Raw genomic sequence first — 24,861 nt, forward strand, 5'->3', positions numbered from 1 at the left:
CGACAGGGGCCAACCTCGCGCTGTCCCGTTCACGCCGGTCGGTGCTCATCCATCCACCCGCGGGCGAGGTCGACGGCGGAGCGCAGCCGGACGCGGTGGCCTTCGGCGGAGCCGACCGGCCCGGACCGGACCGCCCCGCCGGCCACCACGGCCGCGCCGATCAGCGGGAAGTCGGCGTCGTCCAGGTGCGGGGCCAGGAAGTCCCGGTGCACGCGGCGGCCGTCCGGGTCGCGGACGTAGCAGCGGTACGACCGGTGGGGCGCGGGCCGGCGGCACCGGTACTCGGCGAGGTGGAACGCGGTGCACACCGACCAGTCGACGCCCAGCAGCAGCACCAGGGCGTCACCGGCGTACAGCGCGCCCAGCGGGGACCGGTCACCGAGGTGGCAGTCCAGGTCGTGCCGGGCGGTCAGCGCGGCGGCGGCCGGGCCGAGGGCGGCGAACGAGGTCTGCGGGTGGACGCTACGAAGGGCGCCGGCCCGCCGCCGGACGTGCTCGGCGAACACCCCCATCCCCTGTGCCGGGCTGTGCGCCGGGTCGAACGGCGCGATGGCCGCCTCGACAAGGGCGGCCTGACCGGGGGTCAGCCCCGCGGTGGCGGCCCGGAACGCCGGCGAGGTGACGGAGTTGCCGGCCGTCTGTGTCGGCACGACCACGGTGCCGCCGTCGCCGAGGACGTCGCGCAGCGCGGCGAGCAGGGTGGCCGGTCCACCCGGGCCGGGCCGGACCCGGGACAGCGCGCAGTGCACCAGCACGGTCGCGCCCACCGGCACCCCGAGCGCCCGCAGGTCGGCGGCGAGGGCGGACCGGCAGGTCACCGCCAGTCGTCCAGGGTGGCGCGCAGCCGCCGGACGAAGCGTTCACCGTCGACTGTCAGACTGCCGAGGTCGAGCAGCGCGTCCACCGCCCCGTCGGTCCACTCCCGGTAGCGCCGGAAGTGTGTCGCCGCCTCGACGCCGGGCCGCTGCCGCCACACGTCGGCGACCGCCAGGTGGGCGTAGACGCCGTGCAGCGCGCCCTCCACCGGGCGGGGGTCGTCGCGCCAGGGCACCCGCAGCCGCCGGGCGTCGGCGGGATCGAACAGCTCGCAGACGTCGAGCACCGCGTCCAGCTTGAGGTGCTGGACCTCGTGGACGAGCAGCACCGCCAGCGCGGCGTCGTCGGCGACCGGGGTGACGGCCACCGCGCCGAACGCGGACCGGGCGGCGGCGCTGCGGGACCGACCGGACGGGTCGGGCCGCAGCGGCACCACGGCGCGCAGCAGGGCACGGACACCGGCGGCGTAGCCGGCGGCCTCGTCGTCGAGGCGGTCGACCGCCCGCTGCACCTGCCGGGTCCAGCGGTCGGCGACCACCGGGCTGAGCCGGGACGCCACCGGCAGGTCGAAACAGTCCCGGTACGGGTCGGTGTCCTCCAGCAGGACGGTGCCGCCGTCGGTGTGGGCCGCCCGGGTCGGCTGCCACCGGTCCGGGTTGGACCCGACGACCGGCCGGACCCGCACCCGTCGCCGGCCGGCCCGCAGCTCGACCGTGCCGCCGGAGACGACCACGGGCACGGTGTCGGTGCCGGTGTCGACCACTATCGCGCCGAGCGTCGGCAGGTGCACCGCGCCGGCCCGTACCGGCAGCAGGAGGTCGGCGTCGACGCCGGCCCGGACCGCGGCGGCGGCGGCCACGGCGGCGAGGTGGGGCAGCTCGCCGGTGGCTCCGGCCCGACAGCGCTGCGCCCACGACCGGACGAAGGGGTGACTCAGCACGGTCTGGACGGCGTCGGGCGCGCTGACGTCCAGGTCGACCAGGAGACGCCAGCCGGCCGCCGCGACCGGGTCGGTGCCGGCGGTGGGGCTGAGGGCGACCGTCAGGGCCCGGACGATGCCGTGGTGGACCGCGGCGAGCTGCCCCACCGACTCCGCGCTGCCCCGGCCGGAGCCGAGATCGTCCAGGACGGCGGGGTGCAGCGAGTCGGCCGACCGGTCCGCCGCCGGGTCGGCGGGCACCGCCGTGGCCCGGATCAACGCGGCCAGGTCGGCACAGTAGGCCGACGGGTTGTCGAAGCCGGTGCCCGTGCGGTAGCGGTGGGCGAAGAGCCCGCCGCCGCACCGGCGGACCAGTGGGCAGGACCGGCAGGTCGCGCAGAGGCCGGCCAGACCGGACTGGCGGACGGCGATGCCGGGGTGGGCCGCGGCCTCGTCGACCGGGTGGTGGAAGACGTCCAGGCCGGTGGCGGCGGCACCGTGGAAGGCGGACTTGAGCGAGTCGACCTGTTCGAAGGTGCCGTCGGTCTCGACCACGACCAGGTCGGCCGGGGCGAGCCCGACCGCCTCGGTGCCGGTGCTGCCGCCGACGGCGGTGGCGAGCAGGGACTCCAGCAACCGGATCGGCACCGGCCGGCCGTCGGCCAGCCAGCGTCGGTGGATCGTCAACAGCCAGTCCGCGTACGGCGTGGCGATCCCGTCGGGACGGGCGGGCGGGCGGTCCCAGTTGGCGTGCGGCAGCAGGAAGTCGATCCGGGGCGGCTCCTCGGCGAGCAGCGCCTGGTAGACCCGGATCGGGTCGTTGGCCAGGTCGACGGTGCACAACAGCCCCGCATAGACGCTGCGGTACGCGGGCCGGCGCAGCAGGGCCAATGCGCGCCGCACCTGGTCGTGGCTGCTCGCGCCGTTGGCGTACCGGCGGTGCCTGTCGTTCGCCGTCCGGTCGCCGTCCAGGGAGATGCCCACCTTGACGTCGTGGGCCACGAGGACGTCGGCGATCTCGGGGGTGAGCAGCACACCGTTGGACTGCATGCGCAGGTCGAGCCGGGCCACCGGGGCGATGCCCCGACGCAGGGCGGTGGCGGTGGCGGCGATCCGGTCCGCGCCGGCGAGCAGTGGTTCCCCACCGTGCAGGACCACCCGCACCGTGTCGAGCCGGTGGGCGGCGGCGTGCTCGGCGATCCGTCGCGCGGTGGCCTCGACCGTGTCGGACGTCATCAACCGGGGCTGACGACGCCACGACTGGTCGGGGTGCTCGTAGACGTAGCAGTGGTCACAGGACAGGTCGCACCGGCTGGTCAGTTTGAGGACGTACTGGCTCAGCGGGGCGACGAGCGCGGCGACCGGGTCAGACGTGCGAGCCGAAGGATGCGACATCGACCCGGGTCGGGTGTGTTGCCCTGCGGTCGTCGACCCGGGCGACGGCGTCGGCCCGGTCGACCGGGATCTGGCCCAGTGGCGTGCGCCGGACGTCGCTCATCGGTGCCGGGAAGGGATCGGACAGGCGTTGGGTGCGGTCCACGTCGGGCCCCCATCTGTGTCGGAAGTGGACGGACGTCCGTCCATCCGACGGCCGACCACTGATATCGATGATGGTATCTGCCACGGGGCGTCATGTCACTGCTGCGCTGCGCCATCTTCCTCGACCATCTTGGCCATCCAGGCCGCGTTGGACTGGGCGATGATCCGTTCGGCCTCGGCGACGAACGCGTCGTCGTCGGTCCAGCCGAGCCCGGTCGCCCGGGTCAGCCGCAGCCGGGTCAACTGGTCGGCTGTCCGGGCGTACTCGAGGTGCTGCTGCTCGTAGCGTTGGGCCGCGCCGTAACCGACCAGGGCCGTGGTGACCACCGCGACCACCCCGACCCAGGCGGTCAGGCCCAGGCCGTCACCGAGCACCCCGGCGACGGCGGAGAGCAGGGCGGCCAGGACGGTCAGCGCGGTCGCCGCCCGACCGATCCGGGCGGCGGCCCGGCCGGCCTTGCGCGCCGCCGGCAGGTAGTAGCCGTCCACCTGCCGCTGCACCCGTTCGACGAGGTAGCTCGGCACGTCGGAGACGGCCGGCAGCGGACGGTCGGCCGGCACGATGTCGAGGGTGGGCCCGACCAGGTCGCCGCCGTAGGCCAGGAGCAGGTCGTAGCGGCGCAGCAGGACGGCGTCGGCATCGTCGTCGGCGTATGGGGTGACGCGGGCGAGGTAGCGGTGCAGCTCCGCTTTCGACGCCTCGGAGATCGCGCGGAGCCGGGTCCAGGTGGCCACCGCGTCCCGGGACGCCCAGCGGCCGACCACCGGTACCAGCAGCAGCGACGCGGCGGCGACGAGCGCCAGCGCCCGGCCGACGGTGGGCGCGGGCTCGGCCAGTCGGGCCGACGCGGTGCCGGCGACGGCGGCGGTGGCGGTGAACGCGGCGACCAGCCGTCGCCCCCGGGTGATCCGTCGCTTCGCCCGTTGGGCGGCCTGCGACCAGACGCCCTGTGCCCGCCAGACCTGGGCGGCGGCGAGGGATCCGTCGATGTCCGGCACAGCCGCATGGTAGGCGATCAGCGCTCATCCGACTCGTGCCCGCCAGGCCGAGCACGACGGACATGACGACGTTGTCGTACTGCTGGTCGACCGGGTGTATGCGCATCCGCCGCGCGTTCCGGCGAAAACAATCAACTGGGACGGCCGACCGGAAAAGATCCAGTGGGGATCACCTGTTCAGAGGGGGGTGTCCGACTACCGTTCATCGATGGGAAACAGTGGTTTCGGAATCTCTGACGGATGGTTGCCCGGGTCAACCCATTGATATGGGTGCCCGCTCGTGTGATCGTGCCTCCAGCAGTCGCCAACCCCCGGCGACTCGCGACGGAAGGTCACCCCCACCGGGCCCGCCGGCAGCCCGGAGACCGCCCGTCGCGGCCATGCCTCAGCGCTACATCGGCGCGCGACCCCACCGGGCCTCACCGCGCCGCCCGAGAACAGGAGCACACCCCCTTGAAGCTCTCCCCTCGCCTCGTCGCGCTCTCCGGCGCGGTCGCGGCCGGCCTGATCGCCGCGGGCACCACCGCGGCGGTACAGGCCGCGCCGTCGCATCCCACCCCGAACCCGGCCCAGGCCCGCGCCGCCGCCGTCGGCGCGGCCAACTCGCTGGTCGCCAGCCGCCCCGGCTACCTGCACGCCAGCGCCGGCGACGCGTTCGTGCAACGGCCGGTCATCTCCTCCGAGGGCACCCAGTACGTGCCGTACGAACGCACCTACAAGGGCCTGCCCGTGGTCGGCGGCGACTTCGTGCTGGCCACCACTGCCACCGGCGAGGTCACCTACGCCTCCGTCGCCCAGCAGCAGAGCATCGGCGAGCTGTCCACCACCCCGAAGCTCACCGCCACCGCGGCTGAGCGGACCGCCCGCGCCCAACTGCGGAAGGTCGCCGGCGTCGAGGGCACCACGCTTGTCGTGCACACCCTGGGCGCCCGGCCCGCGCTGGCCTGGGAGACCACCGTCACCGGCACCGGGGCCGACGGCCCCAGCCGGTTGACCGTCGACGTGGACGCCGTCACCGGCGTGGTGCTCGGCACCCAGGAGCACGTCGTCCGGGGCACCGGCACCGGGGCATGGAACGGCCCGGTCACCCTGAACACCACCCAGTCGGGCAGCACCTACTCGCTCAAGGACCCGACCGTCACCAACCAGAGCTGCCAGGACGCCGCGAACAACACCACGTTCTCCGGCCCGGACGACGTCTGGGGCAACGGCACCGGCACCAGCAAGGAGACCGGCTGCGTCGACGCGCTGTTCTCGGCGCAGACCGAGCACAAGATGCTGTCGCAGTGGCTGGGCCGCAACGGCGCGAACGGCAGCGGTGGCGCGTGGCCGATCCGGGTCGGCCTCAACGACCAGAACGCCTACTACGACGGTTCCCAGGTGCAGATCGGCAAGAACACCGCCGGGCAGTGGATCGGCTCGCTCGACGTGGTGGCCCACGAGATCGGCCACGGCATCGACGACACCACCCCGGGCGGCATCTCGCGGGGCAACACCCAGGAGTTCGTCGCCGACACCTTCGGCGCGGCCACCGAGTGGTTCGCCAACGAGCCGTCCACCTACGACGCACCGGACTTCCTGGTCGGCGAGAAGATCAACCTGGTCGGCAGCGGCCCGATCCGCAACATGTACAACCCGTCCGCGCTGGGCGACGCCAACTGCTACTCCAGCAGCATCCCCAGCCAGGAGGTGCACGCGGCGGCCGGCCCCGGCAACCACTGGTTCTACCTGCTGGCCATGGGCAGCAACCCGACCAACGGCCAGCCGACCAGCCCGACCTGCAACAGCAGCACCGTGACCGGTCTGGGCATCCAGAAGGCCATCAAGATCATGTACAACGCGATGCTGCTGAAGACGTCGACCTCGTCGTACCTGAAGTACCGCACCTGGACGCTGCAGGCTGCCAAGACCCTCTACCCGGGCAGCTGCACCGAGTTCAACACGGTCAAGGCCGCCTGGGACGCGGTGAGCGTGCCGGCACAGTCCGCCGACCCGACCTGCACCACCGGCACCCCGACGCCGACCCCGACCGCCACCTCGACCCCGACGCCGACCCCGACCTCGGGCGGCTGCTCGGGCCAGAAGCTGACCAACCCCGGCTTCGAGTCCGGCGCCACCGGCTGGACCGCGTCCTCGGGCGTGATCACCAGCTCGGCCAGCCAGGCCGCGCACGGTGGCTCGTACAAGGCGTGGCTGAACGGGTACGGCTCGACCCACACCGACACCGTCACCCAGTCGGTGAGCATCCCGGCCGGTTGCCGGGCCACGCTCTCCTTCTGGCTGCACATCGACACCGCCGAGTCGGGCAGCACGGCCTACGACAAGCTGACCGTCAAGGCCGGCAGCACCACCCTGGCGACGTACTCCAACGTCAACGCCGCGAGCGGGTACGTGCAGCGCAGCTTCGACGTCTCGGCGTCGGCCGGCAGCACCGTCACCCTCTCGTTCAGCGGGGTGGAGGACAGCAGCCTGCAGACGTCCTTCGTGGTGGACGACACCGCGCTCACCCTGAGCTGACCCACCCCTGCCGGCAGCGGCCGGTCGTCGCCACCGCGACGGCCGGCCGTCGGCGTGTCCACTGTCGCTTCCCGGGTGGGCAGGCGCTCGTTTACCGGGTGGACCGGCGCTCTGCCCTGGCCCGGGACCGGGCAGGGTGAACGCCAGCGCCCACCCGTTGACAGTGCGACGTCAGCACGGACAGTGCGACGTCAGCACGGACAGCTGCCCGACCGCTAAAGGTGCCCGGTGTCGTTGAAGCTGACCAGGGTGGGTGGCCGATCGGACTGCCACCGCACGACGGTGATCCCGCAGTTGGCCTGGTGGAGGCCCAGCCAACGCCACTGCGGGGCGTCGAGCACGTGCCGGACGAACCAGCCGATCACGAAGTTGTGCGTGATCAGCAGTTCGTCGCGGTCCTCCTCCCCGGTCACGCCCAGCCGGCCGACAGCGGCGCGCAGGGCCGCCGCGTCCTCGTCGCGCTCGTCGGCGGGCACCCCGTCCAGCCAGGCATGCCATCGGTCCGGGTAGCTGTCACGTCGCGCGGTGGAAGGCACCGGCGTCCGGTCCGCCACCAGGTCGCAGGCGTGTCTCGGCACCTGAGGGAGGTGACTGGCGACGATGTCCGCGGTCTGTGCGGCGCGGGCCAGCGCGCTGTGGTGGATGGTCGAGAACGGCACCGTGCGCAGCCGGTGACCCAGCCGGTCCGCCTGCTCACGACCGCGCGGCGAGAGTCCGCCGTCCGGGCCGTGATCCGAGGTCGGATCCTGTTCGCCGTGACGGACCAGGTAGAGCTGTGTCCGAGCCATTGACGTGAGACCCTACCGCGTACCGGGCAGACTGTCTCCGGCATCGGCGGGCCGCGCCGGATCCGGCGCGGAGACGGCGGGCCCAGCGTCGGCGGGCCCGGCGTCGGTGGGCCGCTGCGGTTCCGGCTGGAAGACGTCCGGCACGCCGTCGCGGTCCAGGTCGACGCGTTCCGCCTCGTGCACCCGCCGGTAGACCCGGCTCCGGGCGCGCAGGATGACGCTGGCCAGCAGCGCCGACAGCAGCGACCCGGCGAGCACCGCGACCTTGGCGTGGTCGTCGCGGGCACTGCCCAGGCCGAAGGCGAGTTCCCCGATCAGCAGCGAGACGGTGAAGCCGATCCCGCCGAGCAGCGCGAGACCGAGCACGTCGAGCCAGTTGAGGCCCTCGTCGAGGTCGGCCCGGGTGAACCGGGACACCAACCAGGTCGCGGCCAGGATGCCGATCGGCTTGCCGACGACCAGGCCGACGGCGATGCCCACCGCGACCCGGTCGGTCAGCGCGGTGGCCAGTCCGGCGAGGCCGCCGATGGTGACGCCGGCGGACAGGAACGCGAAGACCGGCACGGCGATGCCGGCGGAGATCGGCCGGACCCGGTGCTCGAAGTGCTCGGCCAGGCCGGGGCCGGCGTCCGGGCCGCCGGCCGCCGCGCTGCGGACCACCGGCACGGTGAAGGCGAGCAGCACCCCGGCGACGGTGGCGTGCACCCCCGACTCGTGCACCAGCACCCAGGTGAGGGCGGCGAGCGGCAGCAACAGCCACCACGACCGGATCCGGCGCTGCACGAGGATCGCGAAGGCGGCGAGCGGCAGCAACGCGCCCAGCAGCGGGGCGACGGCCAGGTCCGAGGTGTAGAAGACCGCGATGATCATGATGGCGAGCAGGTCGTCGACCACCGCAAGGGTGAGCAGGAAGGTCCGCAACGCCGACGGCAGGAACCGGCCCACCACGGCGAGCACCGCCAGGGCGAAGGCGATGTCGGTGGCGGTCGGAATCGCCCAGCCCCGGCCCGCGCCGTCGCCCGCCCCGGCGGCGATCAGGTAGTACAGGACGGCCGGCACGACCACCCCGCCGACGGCCGCCGCCACCGGCACCGCGGCACGACGGGGGTCACGCAGGTCACCGGCGACGAACTCGCGTTTGAGCTCCAGCCCGGCGACGAAGAAGAACACGGCCAGCAGGCCGTCGGCGGCCCAGGTCGCCACGCTCAGGTCCAGGTGCCACCACGCCGGGCCGACTGTGGTGTCCCGCAGCGCCTGGTACGCCCCCGACCAGGGGGAATTGGACCAGATCAACGCGATGAGCGCGCCGCCGAGCAGGAGTGCCCCACCCACGGTCTCCCGGCGGAGGATGGCGGAGATCCGGCTGGTCTCGCCCCAGGACCGGCGGGCGAACAGGCTGGGGCGTCGCCGGGTGGCGTTGGTCACGGAAACTCCTCGTCGACAGGGATGGCGTCGTCCATCGCCGACCAGACTTCCCGGCACACCTCCGACCACCCTATCCGGCGCGGCGGCCGACCGCCCGACGAGTCACCCCATACCCGGCCGCCGCCGGTCCCGGCCGGGTGCGTGCCCGGCCGGGACGGTGGGCGGATCAGAGGGTACGGGCCAGCCGGTCGGCGAGCAGCCGGGCGAACCGGGCCGGGTCGGCCAGGTCGCCGCCCTCGGCGAGCAGCGCCGTGCCGTACAACAGCTCGGCGGTCTCGGTCAGCGCGGACGTGTCGTCACCCCGCTGGTGGGCGACGCGCAGGGCGGTGACCAGCGGGTGGGTCGGGTTGAGCTCCAGGATCCGCTTCACCGGGGGGATTTCCTGCCCCATCGCCCGGTACATCTTCTCCAGGGTCGGGGTGATGTCGTGCGCGTCGCCGACGATGCACGCGGGCGAGGTGGTCAGCCGGGAGGAGAGCCGGACCTCCTTCACCGTGTCGGTGAGCGCCCCGCCGAGGAAGGAGAGCAGCTCGGCGTACTCCTTGTTCTGCTGCTCGCGGGCGACCTCGGTGTCCTTGCGCTCCTCCTCGGTCTCCAGGTCGACCTGGCCCTTGGCGATGGAGCGCAGCGGCCTGCCGTCGAACTGGCCGACCCGCTCCACCCACACCTCGTCGACCGGGTCGGTGAGCAGCAGCACCTCGTAGCCCTTGGCCCGGAACGCCTCCAGGTGCGGGGAGTTCTCCAGCATGGTGCGGCTCTCACCGGTGGCGTAGTAGATCTCGCCCTGGCCCTCCTTCATCCGCGCCACGTACTCGCCCAGGCTGGTGGGCTCGGTGTCGTGGTGGGTGGAGGCCACCGAGACCAGCTCCAGGATGGTCTCGGTGTTGTCCTGGTCCTCGAGCAGACCCTCCTTGACCACCCGACCGAACTCGCCCCAGAAGGTGGCGAACTTCTCCGGGTTGCCGGTGCGCATCTCCTTGACCGTGGCGAGCACCTTGCGGACCAGCCGGCGGCGGACGATCTGGATCTGCCGGTCCTGCTGGAGGATCTCCCGGGAGATGTTCAGCGACAGGTCGTGGGCGTCCACCACGCCCTTGACGAAGCGCAGGTAGGTCGGCATCAACGCGGCGCAGTCGTCCATCACGAAGACCCGCTTGACGTAGAGCTGCACCCCGCGTCGACCGTCGGCCTGGTAGAGGTCGTACGGCGCGTGGGCGGGGAGGAACAGCAGCGCCTCGTACTCGAACGTGCCCTCCCCGCGCATGTGGATGGTCTCCAGCGGGTCGGTCCAGTCGTGGCTGACGTGCCGGTAGAAGTCCTGGTACTCCTCCTCGGCGACCTCGTCGCGCGGGCGGGCCCAGAGCGCCTTGCGGGAGTTGAGGGTCTCCACGGTGGGTTCGCCGCCGTCGACGCCCGGCACTGTGGTACGGATCGGCCAGGCGATGAAGTCCGAGTACCGCTTGACGATCTGCCGGATCGTGTTCCGGTCGGCGTAGTCGTGCAGGTTGTCCTCGTCGTCGGCGGGCTTGAGGTACACGGTGACCGAGGTGCCCTGCGGGGCGTCGTCGACCGTCTCCACCACGTACGTGCCCTCGCCGGTGGACTCCCAGCGGGTGCCCTCGGTCTGCCCGGCCCGCCGGGTGAGCAGGGTGACCCGGTCGGCGACCATGAACGTCGAGTAGAACCCGACGCCGAACTGGCCGATCAGCTCACCGCCGGCGTTCTCCTTGGACTCCTTGAGCTTGCGCAGCAGCTCGGCGGTGCCGGAACGGGCGATGGTGCCGATCAGCGAGACGACGTCCTCGCGGGACATGCCGACGCCGTTGTCCCGGACGGTGAGGGTCCGGGCCTCCGGGTCGGTCACCAGCTCGATGTGCAGGTCAGAGGTGTCGACGTCGAGGTCGGAGTCGACAAGCGACTCCAGCCGGAGCTTGTCCAACGCGTCGGAGGCGTTGGAGATCAGCTCGCGCAGGAAGATGTCCTTGTGCGAGTAGATGGAATGCACCATCAGTTGCAGCAGCTGGCGTGTCTCCGCCTGGAACTCCAGCGTCTCGGTCCGACTGCTCACACCAACCTCCTCGTACGGGTGGGTCCGGTCCGCGCAACAGGATACGAGGTGCCGTGGCGGCCCGGTCACGCCCGGTCGTCCTCCCGACGAACGAGCAGGCAGGCCTGCGGGGTGCGCTCGGTGGCACCGTCGAACTCCTGTGGGGCGCGACACATCCGGGCCCGCTCGGGCAGCCCGGCGGCGTGCAACAACGTCGCCACGTGGTCCGGATGACGACGACGGAACGCCAGGGAGACCGGGTCGCCCCAGGCCTCGGTGTAACGCACCGTCTCGTCGCCGACCTGGAAGGCGACGAGCGCGTGCCCGCCGGGGGCGAGCACCCGGCGGAACTCGGCGAAGACCCGGGGCAGCCACTCGTCCGGCACGTGGATGACGCTGTACCAGGCGACCAGGCCGGCGAGGACGCCGTCGGCCACCGGCAGGTCCAGCATCGAGCCCTCGACGAAGCGCAGGTCCGGGTGGGCGAGCCGGCCCTGCGCCAGCATCCCGGGTGACAGGTCGAGCCCGGTGACGGTCAGGTCGAGGGCGCGCAGGTGGCCGGTGATCCGGCCGGGGCCGCAGCCGACGTCGAGCACCGGGCCGCCCCCGCCGGCCAGGACGGTCTCGGCGAACGCGGCGAGCATGGCCCGGTCGACCGGGCGGGCGGCGAGTTCGGCACGGAACCGGGTGGCGTACCCGGCGGCCATCGTGTCGTAGGAGGCGCGGGTCTCGGCGAGGAAGTCGGCGTCGATCACGGCAGCGGACCCTACCGGCCCGGCGGCTCCCCCGGGGGCTACGCCACCCCGACCGGCCCCGGCCCCGAACCGACCCCGGTCGGCCCGCTCGACGTCGCCGGGGTCAGCGGATGGTCGCCGGGCGGGTGACGTCGTGCACGTGGTGCGCCACGTCGTGCAGGAGGTAGACGGCGAAGCGGCGCACGGTGAACACCGAACCGTTGCTGCGCCGGCCCGGCCGGGCCCACTGTGGGGGCGTGACGGCGTCGAACGCGGCGGCGGTCGCCTCGGCCTGCGCGGCGAGTTCCCCGGCCACCCGGGTCGGTGACTGGTGGACGTAGTCGTCCTCGACGGCCGTGGCGTCCTGGTCCCAGTTGGGGAAGACCGGGTCGTCCTCGTCGAGCATCAGCGCCAGCCGACCCCGGAAGATCCGGCAGGTGTCCCGCACGTGGCAGGCGTACTCGACCGGCGACCAGACGGTCGGCACGGGCCGCCGGGCCGCCTCGGGCCGGGACAGCACCTCCCGCCAGACCGGAACGGTGGCGCGCAGCCGGTCGCCGGTCGCCTCGGCCTGCTGCGGCACGAAGCCGCACTCGGCGCATCCGTCGTCGATGACGAAGGTCCAGTCCCGGTCCTCCGGCGTGATCGCCGCCCATACCGCCATGCGGCGATCCTGCCACGGAGGTGCCGGGCCGGCACCGGCCGGTAGGGTGTACGCCGCAGGTGGATCCGGTCAGCCGGGCCGTCAGGGTCAGGGAGGTCGTCGTGTCGCGGGACGCGGAGCGCAGGCTCATCGCCGCCAACAAGAAGGCCCGGCACGACTACACCGTCCTGAAGACCTACGAGGCCGGCCTCGTGCTGGCCGGCACCGAGGTCAAGTCGCTGCGCGAGGGTCGGGTGTCGCTCGTCGACGCGTTCGCCCAGGAACGCGACGGCGAGCTCATGCTCTACGGCCTGCACATCGCCGAGTACGGCTACGGCACCTGGACCAACCACCAGCCCCGGCGTACCCGCAAGCTGCTGCTGCGTCGGGTGGAGATCGCCCGGATCCTGGAGAAGCTGCGCGACGGCGGGGTGACCCTGGTGCCCCTGTCGATGTACTTCAGCAACGGCTGGGCCAAGGTGGAGCTCGGGCTGGCCCGGGGCCGCCGCTCGTACGACAAGCGACAGGTCCTCGCCGAGCGCGACGCCAACCGGGAGATCGCCCGGGAACTGGGCCGCCGGCTCAAGGGTCGCCGCCCGGCCGGCGAGGGCCGCCGCCCGGGCTGAGCCCGACCGGCTGCGGTCGGACGGCTCGCGGGGCGGGCTGCGGGCTCAGCCCGGGGCGTCGTCCGCCTCGGCCGTGTCCGCGGTGCCCGGCGCGCTGGTCAGCACCACGGCCGCGGCGACGGTGGCCAGGGTGGCCGCGACCGCCCAGGGTAGCCAGCCGGCGCGTACCCCGTCGCCGAGCAGCAGCACCCCGGCGACCGACGGGACGACGATCTCGACCGCCCAGAGCACGGCGGTGACCGGCCCGACCTGCCCGTGCCGCAGCGCGTGCGCGTAGAGGATCGTCCCGGTCACGCCGGAGACGACAAGTCCCCAGCTCACCGGCTCCCGCAGCAGGTCCCACACCGCCGCACCCGGCTGGCCCAGCGGGTCCGTCGGTGGGGTGAACGCCCGGGCGCACAGCGCGGTGATACCCCAGGCCACCCCGGCCAGGGTGGCGGCGACGATCGGCCGGGCCACCCGCAGGGCGGCGACCCCGGCGGCGGCGGTCAGCACCGCCGCGACGGCCAGGCCGACCCGTAGCGCCGTCGACGTGGTGACCGGCGGTTCGGGGCCGGCGGCCAGCGAGATGACGGTCAGGGCGGCGACGGTGAGCAGGATCGCCGCGGTGTCGCGGCGGCGCAGGCGCGCGCCGAGCACGATCCGGGCGATGACCACGGTGACGGCGAGGGAGCCGGCGGTCACCGACTGGACCGCGTACACGGGCAGCTGCTGGAGGGCGACCAGGGAGGCGAGCCAGGCCAGCGTGTCGCAGGCCAGACCGGCGAGATAGAGCGGGTGCCCGAGGGCGCGCAGGGTGCTGGCGCCGCGCCGCGCCCCGACGGCCTGCAGGACCGAGCCGACGCCGTAGCCGAACGCCGCGCCGAGGGCGAAGGTCAGCGCGACACCGGACGTCACTGCCCGCCCCCGGCCCGGACGGGCCCGGCCGCCACCGCCGATCCGCTCATCGACACCGCCTCCGGCTCACGCGCCGGCCGGTCCCCGGCCGATGCTCCCGTCGGATTGTCCCCGCCCCGCGTGCGGTCCGCAGCGCGTCGACCGCCGGCCGGTCGCGCCAGTTATACAAGAAGTCTTGTACTTCAAGTCTTGTCCTTTTACTGTGGCGGCATGACGGAGGAATCCACCCTGCACCTCACCGACCCCCGGGCGATGCGTGCGCTGGCCCACCCGACCCGCTTGCGGCTGCTCGGCGAGCTGCGCGTCGGGGGCCCACAGAGCGTCGGCATGCTCAGCGACGCCATCGACGAGGCGGTCGGCTCGGTCAGTTACCACCTCGGCAAACTGGCCCAGCACGGCTTCGTCGAGGAGGCCCCCGAGCACGCCCGCGACCGCCGCGAACGCTGGTGGCGCGCGGCACACACCCGGACGTCCTGGGAGCCGGTCGACGCGCTCGCCGACCCGGAGCGCCGGGCCGCCTCCGACCTGCTGCGCCGCGCGGTCCTCGACCGGTACGTGGAACGGCTCGGCCACTACCTCGACGTCGAGGCGACCCTCGACCCGCAGTGGGTGCGCGGCACCGCCAGCAGCGACTCCTGGCTGCACCTGACCAGCGACGAGCTGATCGAGCTGCGGGCCGACCTGGAGGCGCTGGCCGCCCGCTGGCGCGACCGCAGCGACCCGGCCCGGCCGGGGGCCGAGACCGTGACGTTGATGTTCCACGCCTTCCGGGATCCCCGGTGACGCCGCCGCGCCGCCGCGCCCCACTTGTCGGCCTGCTGGTCGGTCACACCGTCTCGCTCACCGGCAACATGCTCACCCTGATCGCGCTGCCGCTCTATGTGCTCGCCGAGACCGGATCGCCCGCCGCCACCGGCCTCACCGGCGCGGTCGTCACCGTGCCGGTGGTGCTCGGCGGGGTGCTCGGCGGGGTGCTGGTGGACCGGATCGGCTACCGGCGGGCCAGCGTCCTGGCCGATGTGGTGTCCGGGCTGACGGTCGCTGCCGTGCCGCTGCTCGACGCCACCGTCGGCCTGCCGTTCTGGGCGCTGCTCGGGCTGGTCTTCGCCAGCGGCCTGCTCGACACCCCCGGACAGACCGCCCGCAACGCCCTGCTGCCGGAGGCGGCAACCGCCGCCGGGGTGCCGCTGGAACGGGCCGTCGGCTGGTACGAGGCCAGCGAGCGGGGCGCCCGGCTGATCGGCGCACCGGTGGCCGGCCTGCTCGTCGCTACCCTCGGCGCGCTCCCCGTGCTGGCCCTGGACGCCGCCACCTTCGCGGTCTCCGCGCTGGTCGTGGCGGTGCTGGTGCCCCGGTCGCTGCGTCCGGCCACGCCCGCCGACCCGGCCGGCGGCGGCTACTGGCGAGAATTCGCCGCCGGGGTGCGGTTCCTGGCCCGGGAGCCGTTGCTGCGCGCGGTGGTGCTGCTGGTGCTGGTGACCAACTTCTTCGACGCCACCAAGAGCAACGTGCTGCTGCCGGTGGTGGCCGCCCGGGAACTCGGCGGGCCCAGCGCGTTCGGCCTGCTGGTCGGCGCGATGGGCGGCGGGGCGCTGGTCGGGTCGCTGGTGTTCAGCGCGGTCGGCCACCGGCTGCCCCGCCGGGCCACCTTCGTCACCGCCTTCGCCGTGGTCGGCGCGCCGCCGTTCTGGGCGCTGGCCGCCGCCCCGCCGCTGCCGTGGATCGTCGCGGTCTTCGTCGGGTCCGGCTTCGCCGCCGGCGCGATCAACCCGCTGATCGGCGCGGTGGAGCTGGAACGGGTGCCGGCCCACCTGCGGGCCCGGGTCTTCGGGGTGATCGGGGCCGGCTGCTGGGCCGGCATCCCGCTGGGCGCGCTCACCGCCGGGGTGGCCGCTGACCGGTTCGGCACCACACCCACCCTGCTCACCGTCGGCTGCTGCTACCTGCTGGTGGTGCTCACCCCGCTACTCGGCGGCCCATGGCGCACGCTGGACCGCCCGGGCGCCCCCGCCCACCCGGCACAGACCCCCACCCCGGCCGCATGACCAGCATCCGGCCAGGCCCCCGTGTTCCCGTTCTCGGTGATCAAGAGGTTTACGTCAGCTTCGATCTTCAGATTGACGCAAACCTCTTGATCACTTGACGCAAACTCCTTGATCACCGGGGGCGGGGCGGGAAGTGGAGGCGAGTGGGCACGACGCGTCTACCCGCGGGCGTGCCGGTCGTGGCACGGGTCGGAACCGCCCCGGGCGTCGAGGGTGAGGGGGGCCAGCCCGGGCGTCGGGTGTGACGCGGTCGCCTCGGGCGTCGGGCCGGCCCGAGGGTCAGTCGTGGCGCAGGTCGGCTTGGGCTGCGCGGAGCCGGTCGACGGCCGGGTCGGTGCCGGGTGGGACGCGCCGGTCGAGCTCGGCCCAGACCTCGGTCAGCGCGTCGGTCACGGCCCGCAGCTCGGCGGCGTGCCGGCGGGCGCCCTGCCGGTGCGACTCCTCCAACCGACGTGCCCAGCCGGCGGTCACCGTGGCGAGGCGTTCATCGTCGGCGCGGGCCTGGGCGGCGCTGCGGGCGGCGGGGGCCGGCACGATCGCGGCGACCGGCCGGGGGTCGCCGTCGCGGGTGACCAGGGTGACCGTGTCGGTCAACTCGGCCATCGCGATCAGCTGGGTCAGCCGGGTACGCAGCTCGCGCAGCGGCACGGATCGGGGTTGACCACTGTGGTGGGACAGCGCGGGGGCAGCCATGTCCCCATGGTCCGACCCGGGTACGACATTTATCGTCATGACGGTCCCGGGTGGGGCGGACGAGCCACCCCACCCGGATTCGTTCAGCTCGCCTGCAACGTCACGTCGTCGACGACGAAGCTGGTCTGCAGCGAGGAGTCCTCGGTGCCGGTGAACTTCAGGATCACCGTCTGCCCGGCGTACGCGCCGACGTCGAATGAGCGCAGCGTGTAGCCGGTCGCCTTGTTGAGGTTGGAATACGTCGCCAGCGTGGTGCTGCCGACCTGCACCACCAGCTTGTCGTACGCCGTGGTGGTGGTCCGCTCGGCGGTGTCGATGTGCAGGTAGAAGGCGAGGGTGTACGTCGAGCAGCCGGCCGGCACGGTCACCGACTGGGAGAGCGTGTCGGTGCTGGTGCTGCCGTTGCCGTTGAGCCACGCCTTGTATGAGCCGGTGCGGGCCGGCTGGCTGGCCGAGCTGGTGATGACGCCCGAGGTCGCCGTCCACGGCGTGGTGCCCGACTCGAAGCCGCCGTTGCCGACGACCTGCCCGCCGGTGCAGCTACCGGTGCCGGTGACGGTCAGGGTGTAGCTGACCGTGCGGGTGGCCGAGCCGGTGCCGGTCACGGTGAGGGTGAAGCTGCCGAGGCTGGCGCTCGACGACGCGCTGACCGTCATGGTGGCCGAGCCGCCGGAGGTGACCGACGACGGGCTGAACGAGACGGTCACGCCGCTGGGTGCGCCGGAGGCCGACAGGGCGACGGTCTGGGCGCTGCCGCTGGTGGTGGCGGTGCTGACCGTGGCGGTGGTGGACCCGCCCCGGGTCACACTGCCGGCGGTCGGGCTGACCGCGACGGAGAAGTCGTTGGTCGGGGTGCCGCCGCCGACCGCGAGGTCCCAGATGGCGTACGCGACGCCGTCGGCACTGCGGTTGAGGCCGGTGGCGTTGATGTTGCTGGTGGTGTCGCAGGACGAGTGGTAGCACGGGTCGTACGCGGCGTTGGCGGTGCCGCCCCACTTGCTGGCCTGGGCGCTGGTCTTACGCGCGCTGGCCCCCATCGCGTAACCCGAGGTCGGGATGCCGGCCTGCTGGAAGGAGTAGTCGTCGGAGCGGCCCTGGCCCTCGGTGTTCTCCTCCGGCGACAGCCCGAGCGAGTCCCAGTACGCCTTCAGCGGCGCGGCCGTGGTGGAGGTGACCCGGTTGATGAAGTAGCCGCCGTTGGTGGAGGCGACCATGTCGAAGTTGTAGTACCCCTTGATGTAGCCCTTCTGGGCGGTGGTCAGGGAGTTGACATAGAACTTCGAGCCCTGCAGGCCCTGCTCTTCACCGTTCCACCAGGCGAACCGCACCCGCTTGGTCATGGTCGGGTTCTGCTGGGCCAGCACCAGGGCGTTCTCCAGCAGCACCGACGAGCCGGAGCCGTTGTCGTTGATGCCCGGCCCGGCGGCGACCCCGTCGAGGTGCGAGCCGAACATGACCACGTCGGTGGTCGGGCCCTGCGGCCACTCGGCGATCACGTTGTTGCCCTGGTAGGTGCAGCTGGTGCAGGTCTGCTCGGTGACCGTGTAGCCGGCGGCCTGGAGCTTGGACTTCACGTAGGCGACCGAGGCGGTGTAGCCGGCCGAGCCGGCCCGCCGGTTGCCGCCGTTGCTGGTGGCGATGTTCTGCAACTGGGCCAGGTGCGCCTGGACGTTGCTGACCTGGACGTCCGGCGCGGCGAGCGCGGCGACGGCCGGCGCGGCGGTGGCCGGCCGGGCGGCCGGGGTGGCCGAGGCCGGTGGCGCGGCCAGGGCGAGCGTCACCGCGGTGACGGCGGCGATCGCCAGGGTTCTGCGCTTCATGCGTGCTCCTCATGGGGGTCGGCGGGGCATCCGCCCAGGCGTCACCGTCCCGTCTGTCGGATGTGACCGGGGGTGGACGGGAGACCCGCGATCCGGGGGTGGGATCGCGGCGGAAACGCCAGGGAAGCAAACACTGACATGTATCAATCTGCCGGTCAATCCGTCGGACGGTGTCACATTCGCGGGCACCGCAGGGCGCGGCGTCGGGAAGCGGTCACGACAGCCTCGGCGCGGGGTGTAGACAACGCATGTATACGCGGTGTGTATAGTGCTCCGCATGTCCATCGGCCAGACCTTTCTCGGCCTGCTGGAGGCGACCCCCCGGCACGGCTACGACATCAAACGGCGCTACGACGAACACTTCGGCCACGCCCGCCCGGTCGCCTACGGCCAGGTCTACGCGACTCTGTCCCGGCTGCTGCGCGGCGGCCTCGTCGAGGTGGAGGCGGTCGAGCCCGGCGAGGGCCCCGACCGCAAGCGGTACGCCATCACCGAGGCCGGCGTCACCGACGTGGCGCAGTGGCTGGCCCGCCCGGAACAGCCCGAGCCCTACCTGCAGAGCGTCCTCTATACCAAGGTGGTGCTCGCCCTGCTCACCGGCCGCGCGGCGGCCGAACTGCTCGACGTGCAGCGCGCCGAGCACCTACGGCTGATGCGGGACCTGACCCGCCGCAAGCGCGACGGCGACCTCGCCGAGCAGTTGATCTGCGACCACGCCCTGTTCCACCTGGAGGCCGACCTGCGCTGGCTCGAACTCACCACCGCCCGCCTCGACGAGCTGGCCGCGCAGGTGCGCCGATGAGCGCGCCGCTGCTGGCAGCCGAGGGCCTGCACCGCCGCTTCGGCGAGACGGTGGCACTTGTCGACGCCGCGCTGCGCATCGACGAGGGCGAGGTGGTCGCGGTGCTCGGGTCGTCCGGCTCCGGCAAGTCCACCCTGCTGCACTGCCTGGCCGGGATCGTCCGCCCCGACCGGGGCCGGGTCGTCTTCGACGGCCAGGACCTGGTCACGATGAGCGACGCCCGGCGCAGCGCCCTGCGCCGGGAGGCCTTCGGGTTCGTCTTCCAGTTCGGCCAGTTGGTGCCCGAGCTGACCTGCCTGGAGAACATCGCCCTGCCGCTGCGGCTGGCCCGGGTCCCCCGGCGTGCGGCCGAACAGCGGGCCGGGCAGTGGCTGGAACGGCTGGAGGTGACCGACGTCGGCGGCAAGCGCCCCGGCGAGGTCTCCGGCGGCCAGGGGCAGCGCGTCGCGGTGGCCCGCGCGCTGGTCACCCGCCCCCGGGTGATCTTCGCCGACGAGCCGACCGGCGCGCTCGACTCGCTCAACGGCGAACGGGTGATGCGGCTGCTCACCGAGGCCGCCCGGGACACCGGGGCGGCGGTGGTGCTGGTCACCCACGAGGCGCGGGTCGCCGCGTACTCCGACCGGGAGGTCGTGGTGCGCGACGGGCGTACCCGGAATCTGGAGGTCGCGGCGTGATCGGCCGGGGCGCGGTCGCGGACCTGGCCATGGGTGCCCGGATGGCCGTCACCGGCGGCCGGGAGGGCTGGATCCGGGCGCTGCTCACCGCCGTCGGCGTCGGCATCGGGGTGGCCATGCTGCTGCTCGCCACCGCCGTGCCCGGCGCGCTGGACGCCCGGCAGGCGCGCGGCGACGCCCGCGACGACCTGCGGATGGGCGAACAGGTAGCGGCCGGTCCCGGCACCCTGCTGGTCCACCCGGTGGACACCGAGTTCCGGGGTCGGCCGGTGCGGGGCCGGCTGGTGCGGCCGGAGGGACCGGCCGCACCCGTCCCACCGGGACTGACCGCCCTGCCCGCCGCCGGTGAGGTGGTCGTCTCCCCCGCCCTACGCCGGCTGCTCGACTCCCCCGCCGGCCCGTTGTTCGCCCCCCGCCTCGGCGGCGCGCGGGTCACCGGCACCATCGCCGACGCGGGCCTCGCCGGCCCCCACGAGCTGGCCTACTACCAGGGCGACGACCGGCTGACCGACGCGCACGGGGCGACCCGGCTGGACAGGTTCGGCGGCGGGCTGCCCGGCGAAGGTCTCAGCCCCGTGCTGATGCTGCTGGTGGCTGTCATCTTCGTGGTGCTGCTGCTGCCCATCGCGGTGTTCCTCGGCTCCGCCGTGCGCTACGGCGGCGAACGCCGGGACCGCCGGCTCGCCGCGCTGCGGCTGGTCGGCGCGGACACCACGATGGTCCGGCGGATCGCCGCCGGGGAGGCCGCCGCCGGCGCGCTGCTCGGCGTCGCCGTCGGCATCGGCTTCCTGCTCGCCGGCCGCCAACTGGTCCCGCTGGTCACCCTCTACAACATCAGTGTGTACGCCGCCGACATCCGGCCGCCCGTCGCACTGCTGCTGGCCGTCGTGCTGGCGGTGCCGGCGCTTGCCGTACTGGTGGCGATGCTGGCGCTGCGCGCGGTGGTGGTCGAGCCGCTCGGGGTGACCCGGCGCGGCGCCCCGGTCCGCCGTCGGCTCTGGTGGCGGCTGCTGCTGCCCGCCGCCGGCCTGGCCCTGCTCCTGCCCGTGGCCGGTCTGCGCGACGGGAACGGCGGGGTCACCCGGTGGCTGGTGCCGGCCGGGGCGGTGCTGCTGCTGACCGGCACTGTCACCCTGCTGCCCTGGCTGACCGACCTGCTGGTCCGGCGGCTGCGCGGCGGCCCGGTGCCCTGGCAGCTGGCGGTACGCCGGGTGCAGCTGGACAGCGCCACCTCCGCCCGGCTGGTCAACGGCATCGCGGTCGCCGTCGCCGGCACCATCGGCCTGCAGATGCTCTTCGCCGGGATCGCCGGGGACTTCACCACCGCCAGTGGGCAGGACACCTCCCGGGCGCAGGTGCAGGTGCAGTTCCGCGACCAGCCCGACCTGGCCCGGGTGCTGCGGCAGCTCGGCGGGGCCGAGGGGGTGACCGCCGCGACCGGCACCCTCAGCACCGGGGCCAACGTCGGCTCGCCGGAGGGCCCACCGGTGGAGATCCGGATCGGCGACTGCGCCGCGCTGGCCGAGTTCGCCCGCCTCGACCGGTGCGTGGACGGGGACACCTTCCTGGCGTCCGATCCGGGCGACCCGGTGGCTGTCCCCGCCGGCGCGATGCTGACCGTCGAGGACGGGTCGCGGTGGCGGGTGCCCACGACGGCGCGTGCCGCGCAGGCCCGACCCGACCCGGCCGGCTGGATGCAGAACGGGGCGCTGGTCACCCCCGGCGCGGTCGCCGGCCGGACCCTCGGTCCGCTGCGGTCGACCGTCTACCTCCAGCTCGACCCGGCCGCCTCCGACGCGGTCGAACACGTCCGCAACGCCACCGCCGCGATCGACCTGACCACCCCCGTCTCCGTGCTGTCCCCGACCATCGAGTCGCCCAAGTTCGCCGACATCCGGCGCGGCCTGGCCATCGGCACCGTCGTCACCCTGGTGCTGATCGCCACCAGCATGCTGGTCGGCACGCTGGAGCAGCTGCGGGAGCGCCGCCGCCTGCTGGCCATGCTGGTGGCGGTGGGCACCCGACGCAGCACCCTCGGCTGGTCGGTGCTGTGGCAGACCGCCCTGCCGGTCGGGGTCGGGCTGGTGCTGGCGGTCGGCTTCGGGCTCGGCCTCGGCGCTGCCCTGCTGCGGATGGCGCAGGCCCCGGTCTCGGTCGCCTGGCCGGTGGTCGGCTTCTCCGTCGGGCTCGGCGCGCTGACCGTCCTGGCGGTGACCGGGCTGAGCCTGCCCCTGCTGTGGCGGCTCACCCGCGCCGACGGGCTGCGCACCGAATGACCGACCGGTCCGCAGGCCGCCGTCCATCGGCGGCCTGCGGACCGGGTCGCGGAGGGTCAGCCGGCGTACGGGGTGGCGACGTCGAGGATCCAGGTGACACCGAACCGGTCGGTCAGCATCCCGAAGCCCGGGGCCCACGGCGACGGGCCGTACTCCTCGATCAGGTCGGCGCCCTCGGCGAGCTTGTCCCACAGCGCGCCGACCTCCTCGGCGGTGTCACCACGGACGGAGACGAAGAACCGCTCGCCGGTCAGCGTCATGCCGTTCTCGCGGGTGGTGGCGGCCGGCGCGGGCGCATCGGGGGCCTGGCTGGGCACGTCGTAGGCCATGACGGCGAAGCCGTTGTCGGCCGTGACCTGGCCGAAGACGACCCTGTCGGCGTCCGGCAGATCCTTCGGCATCCCGAGGTCGCCGTAGCTGACGACGGTGTGGTGGCCACCGAACACGGACTGGTAGAACTCCAGCGCCGCTCGGGCGTCACCTCGGAAGTTGAGGTGCGTGGTGGCGGAGATGGCCATGGTCGACTCCTTGCTGATGGTGCTCGACGCCCGGAAGTGGGCTGGTCAGGAGCAAGATTCGCCGCAGTAGGTGACAGGGTGTGGCACCTACTGCGGGCAGAATCGGGCTCATGCCGACCACGTCCGCCCGACTGCTCGCCCTGCTGTCGCTGTTGCAGACCCGCCGGGACTGGTCCGGTACCGCGCTGGCCGAACGCCTGGGCATCAGCCTGCGTACCGTGCGCCGCGACGTCGACCGGCTCCGGGAACTCGGCTACCCCATCGCTGCCGCCAAGGGCCCTGACGGCGGTTACCGGCTCGGTGCCGGCACCGAACTGCCCCCGCTGCTGTTCGACGACGAACAGGCCGTCGCCCTCACCGTCGCCCTACAGGTCGCGGCGACGGGCGCGGACGGCGCGCTCGCGGACGCCGCCGCGCGGGCGCTGCACACCGTACGGCAGGTGCTGCCCGCCCGGCTGCGGCAGCGGGTCGGTGCGCTCAGCGTCACCGCCGTCGCGCGGCCCGCCAGCACGCCGGCCGCACCGGTCGACGGCGGGATGCTCCTGGCCCTCAGCGCCGCCGTGCGCACCCACGAGGTCCTACGGTTCGACTACGGAACCGACCACGCCGACCGGCCCACACGTCATGCCGAACCCCATCACGTCGTCACCCGGGACGGCCGTTGGTACCTCGTCGCCTGGGATCTCGACCGGGCCGACTGGCGAACCTTCCGCATCGACCGGATGACCCTGCGCACCCCCAACGGGCCACGCTTCACCCCCCGGCCGCTGCCCGGCGGAGACGTCGCCACGTACCTCACCGGGGTCTTCCGGGGGTCGGGCGGTGCGTCGGCGGACTGGCCCTGCCGGGGCACGGTGATCCTCGACCTGCCAGCAACGACCGTGGCCCGCTACACCAGCGACGGCCTCGTCGAGGAAATCGACGCCGGCCGCTGCCGACTCACCCTCGGATCCTGGTCCTGGCCCAGCCTCGCCGCCGCCATCGCCCGGTACGACGCCGACGTCACGGTCGTCGGCCCGGACGAACTCACCGACGCCTTCGCCCTGCTGGCCCGCCGGTTCACCCGTACCGTCGCCGCAGCGCGGCCTGCTGGCGACGACGTCAGCGCACCATGCCGAGACTCTCCCCGAGCGTCCCGGTAGGGTCCGACATCCGGTCAGGTGGTGGTGAGAAGGGCAGCGGCAGAACCCAGACGAACTAGTCAGCCTCGTTCACGTCCACTTCACCGGTCGCATCGACGCCACCCTCGACCCTCGACGCTGGCTCAGTTCGCCGTCGCCGGGTCTGAGGCGTGCCCCTGCTCCACGCACAACGCCGCCTTGGAGTAGCGGGCGAGCACCTTCCCGCCGTCGCGCTGCGGGTCGGCCAGGCCCACCGTCACGCACCTGCCGAAATCGGTGCCGACACTGTGCACCGTCACCCCACGCTGCTGCCAGAACGCCTGGTCGTCCCGAACCTTAACGGCCCATTCCTCAAGATTCGCCGCCGAGTACGTGGCGTCGACGAAGTCGACCAGCACCGCCGGCGCCAGGGCGCGTACCGCCGCGTCCATACCGGCGGTCGGCACGCGATAGACCAGCAGGCGCCCGCCCGGCATGTCCACGGCCACGCCGGCATACGCGGCCGGCCAACGACCCGGGGCGACCTCACCCACCCGAGCGCCAGCGTCCATCAGCGCCTCCTGATCTGGCCAGTACGACTGCCCCGGCACAGGCGACGAGGGTGGCGGCTGCGGCGCGGCCTGCGCAGCGACGGTGCCGCAGGCGGCGAGCACGGCGAGCAGCGGCGCGGCGAGCAGCGCAGTCACACGACGGTGCATGGTCGAACCTCCTACGGGGGTACGGCGAGCTGCGCCATTCGGACACTACGGGTATAACGATCCGGTCGGTGGTGAGACTCACGCCCTCCCCCGGTTGGATTACCGCACGGACCCGTCAGTTGACGCGGATCGTCGCCCCGGCCCGGCTCAGGAACTGCGTTATGTCGATGATGCGGTCACCGGTCAGGGCACGGCCCTGGCCGGTGGCGTTCCTACTGCCTCGACGCCCGGGGAGCATCAACGCGGACGATGGCCCGATAC

Annotated in this window: 21 protein-coding genes; 8 read left to right on the forward strand and 13 right to left on the reverse strand. The window is 73.4% G+C overall.

The genetic code is table 11. The features are described from left to right. Window positions 1-29 precede the first annotated feature (29 nt). The 3 genes from AC0AIB_RS08810 to AC0AIB_RS08820 all read right to left on the reverse strand — a co-directional run bounded on the left by AC0AIB_RS08810 (window position 30) and on the right by AC0AIB_RS08820 (window position 4,273). On the reverse strand, window positions 30-818 hold the full coding sequence (locus AC0AIB_RS08810) for an AAC(3) family N-acetyltransferase (protein ID WP_465096378.1): 789 nt from the start codon (window positions 816-818) through the stop codon (window positions 30-32). Next, complete coding sequence (locus AC0AIB_RS08815) at window positions 815-3,130, reverse strand: FxsB family cyclophane-forming radical SAM/SPASM peptide maturase (RefSeq protein WP_465096379.1); 2,316 nt, start codon at window positions 3,128-3,130, stop codon at window positions 815-817. The genes AC0AIB_RS08810 and AC0AIB_RS08815 overlap by 4 nt, the downstream gene beginning before the upstream one ends. Before the next feature lie 240 nt (window positions 3,131-3,370). Then, window positions 3,371-4,273 carry a DUF4231 domain-containing protein gene (locus AC0AIB_RS08820; protein WP_328347289.1) on the reverse strand — a complete coding sequence of 301 codons (903 nt, stop codon included), beginning with the start codon at window positions 4,271-4,273 and terminating at the stop codon, window positions 3,371-3,373. A 453-nt stretch (window positions 4,274-4,726) separates the two neighbouring features. On the opposite strand from AC0AIB_RS08820, the gene AC0AIB_RS08825 reads away from it, so the two are divergent. Beyond that, complete coding sequence (locus AC0AIB_RS08825) at window positions 4,727-6,790, forward strand: M4 family metallopeptidase (RefSeq protein ID WP_465096380.1); 2,064 nt, start codon at window positions 4,727-4,729, stop codon at window positions 6,788-6,790. 215 nt (window positions 6,791-7,005) lie between these two features. Here the strand turns inward: AC0AIB_RS08825 and AC0AIB_RS08830 are convergent, their stop codons facing one another. From AC0AIB_RS08830 to AC0AIB_RS08850, 5 genes are all read right to left on the reverse strand, one after another. Continuing rightward, a complete protein-coding gene (locus tag AC0AIB_RS08830) occupies window positions 7,006-7,578 on the reverse strand; it encodes a histidine phosphatase family protein (RefSeq protein WP_328347291.1) in 573 nt (190 codons plus the stop codon). Window positions 7,579-7,590: 12 nt separating this feature from the next. Then, complete coding sequence (nhaA, locus tag AC0AIB_RS08835) at window positions 7,591-9,003, reverse strand: Na+/H+ antiporter NhaA (protein ID WP_465096381.1); 1,413 nt, start codon at window positions 9,001-9,003, stop codon at window positions 7,591-7,593. Between the two features lie 166 nt (window positions 9,004-9,169). Continuing rightward, a complete protein-coding gene (gene htpG / locus AC0AIB_RS08840) occupies window positions 9,170-11,071 on the reverse strand; it encodes a molecular chaperone HtpG (protein WP_465096382.1) in 1,902 nt (633 codons plus the stop codon). Window positions 11,072-11,136: 65 nt separating this feature from the next. Further along, window positions 11,137-11,805, reverse strand: a complete 669-nt coding sequence (locus tag AC0AIB_RS08845; RefSeq protein WP_328347295.1) for a class I SAM-dependent DNA methyltransferase — start codon at window positions 11,803-11,805, stop codon at window positions 11,137-11,139. Window positions 11,806-11,908: 103 nt separating this feature from the next. Next, entirely contained in the window at window positions 11,909-12,448 is a 540-nt protein-coding gene (locus tag AC0AIB_RS08850; protein ID WP_465096383.1) for a DinB family protein, read from the reverse strand. 101 nt (window positions 12,449-12,549) lie between these two features. Between AC0AIB_RS08850 and smpB the strand changes: the two genes are divergently transcribed. Further along, window positions 12,550-13,053: an SsrA-binding protein SmpB gene (gene smpB / locus AC0AIB_RS08855; protein WP_328347299.1), complete on the forward strand. Its 504-nt coding sequence runs from the start codon at window positions 12,550-12,552 to the stop codon at window positions 13,051-13,053. Between the two features lie 45 nt (window positions 13,054-13,098). Here smpB and AC0AIB_RS08860 read toward each other — a convergent pair whose 3' ends face one another. After that, on the reverse strand, window positions 13,099-13,950 hold the full coding sequence (locus AC0AIB_RS08860) for a hypothetical protein (RefSeq protein WP_465096384.1): 852 nt from the start codon (window positions 13,948-13,950) through the stop codon (window positions 13,099-13,101). A 210-nt stretch (window positions 13,951-14,160) separates the two neighbouring features. Between AC0AIB_RS08860 and AC0AIB_RS08865 the strand changes: the two genes are divergently transcribed. Further along, entirely contained in the window at window positions 14,161-14,733 is a 573-nt protein-coding gene (locus AC0AIB_RS08865; protein ID WP_328347303.1) for a helix-turn-helix domain-containing protein, read from the forward strand. Next, a complete protein-coding gene (locus tag AC0AIB_RS08870; RefSeq protein ID WP_465096385.1) occupies window positions 14,730-15,995 on the forward strand; it encodes an MFS transporter in 1,266 nt (421 codons plus the stop codon). Before AC0AIB_RS08865 ends, AC0AIB_RS08870 begins: the two co-directional genes overlap by 4 nt. 279 nt (window positions 15,996-16,274) lie before the next feature. Here the strand turns inward: AC0AIB_RS08870 and AC0AIB_RS08875 are convergent, their stop codons facing one another. Together AC0AIB_RS08875 and AC0AIB_RS08880 are read right to left on the reverse strand one after the other, a co-directional pair. Next, window positions 16,275-16,688 carry a type II toxin-antitoxin system Phd/YefM family antitoxin gene (locus AC0AIB_RS08875; RefSeq protein WP_328347307.1) on the reverse strand — a complete coding sequence of 138 codons (414 nt, stop codon included), beginning with the start codon at window positions 16,686-16,688 and terminating at the stop codon, window positions 16,275-16,277. 83 nt (window positions 16,689-16,771) lie between these two features. Then, entirely contained in the window at window positions 16,772-18,508 is a 1,737-nt protein-coding gene (locus AC0AIB_RS08880; protein WP_465096386.1) for a M28 family peptidase, read from the reverse strand. Window positions 18,509-18,785: 277 nt separating this feature from the next. On the opposite strand from AC0AIB_RS08880, the gene AC0AIB_RS08885 reads away from it, so the two are divergent. The 3 genes from AC0AIB_RS08885 to AC0AIB_RS08895 are packed head-to-tail and all read left to right on the forward strand — an operon-like array spanning window position 18,786 to window position 22,263. Beyond that, entirely contained in the window at window positions 18,786-19,310 is a 525-nt protein-coding gene (locus AC0AIB_RS08885; protein ID WP_465096387.1) for a PadR family transcriptional regulator, read from the forward strand. Further along, window positions 19,307-19,987 carry an ABC transporter ATP-binding protein gene (locus AC0AIB_RS08890; RefSeq protein WP_328347313.1) on the forward strand — a complete coding sequence of 227 codons (681 nt, stop codon included), beginning with the start codon at window positions 19,307-19,309 and terminating at the stop codon, window positions 19,985-19,987. The genes AC0AIB_RS08885 and AC0AIB_RS08890 overlap by 4 nt, the downstream gene beginning before the upstream one ends. Then, entirely contained in the window at window positions 19,984-22,263 is a 2,280-nt protein-coding gene (locus AC0AIB_RS08895; RefSeq protein ID WP_465096388.1) for an FtsX-like permease family protein, read from the forward strand. Before AC0AIB_RS08890 ends, AC0AIB_RS08895 begins: the two co-directional genes overlap by 4 nt. Before the next feature lie 56 nt (window positions 22,264-22,319). On the opposite strand, the gene AC0AIB_RS08900 is transcribed toward AC0AIB_RS08895, so the two are convergent. After that, window positions 22,320-22,781: a VOC family protein gene (locus AC0AIB_RS08900; RefSeq protein WP_465096389.1), complete on the reverse strand. Its 462-nt coding sequence runs from the start codon at window positions 22,779-22,781 to the stop codon at window positions 22,320-22,322. Window positions 22,782-22,891: 110 nt separating this feature from the next. On the opposite strand from AC0AIB_RS08900, the gene AC0AIB_RS08905 reads away from it, so the two are divergent. Continuing rightward, window positions 22,892-23,923 carry a helix-turn-helix transcriptional regulator gene (locus AC0AIB_RS08905; RefSeq protein WP_465096390.1) on the forward strand — a complete coding sequence of 344 codons (1,032 nt, stop codon included), beginning with the start codon at window positions 22,892-22,894 and terminating at the stop codon, window positions 23,921-23,923. Window positions 23,924-24,045: 122 nt separating this feature from the next. On the opposite strand, the gene AC0AIB_RS08910 is transcribed toward AC0AIB_RS08905, so the two are convergent. After that, the gene (locus tag AC0AIB_RS08910) at window positions 24,046-24,600 is read right to left on the reverse strand and encodes a hypothetical protein (RefSeq protein WP_465096391.1); all 555 of its coding nucleotides are present in this window, start codon (window positions 24,598-24,600) and stop codon (window positions 24,046-24,048) included. Between the last annotated feature and the right edge of the window lie 261 nt (window positions 24,601-24,861).

The organism is Micromonospora sp. DSM 43699 (assembly GCF_055517075.1).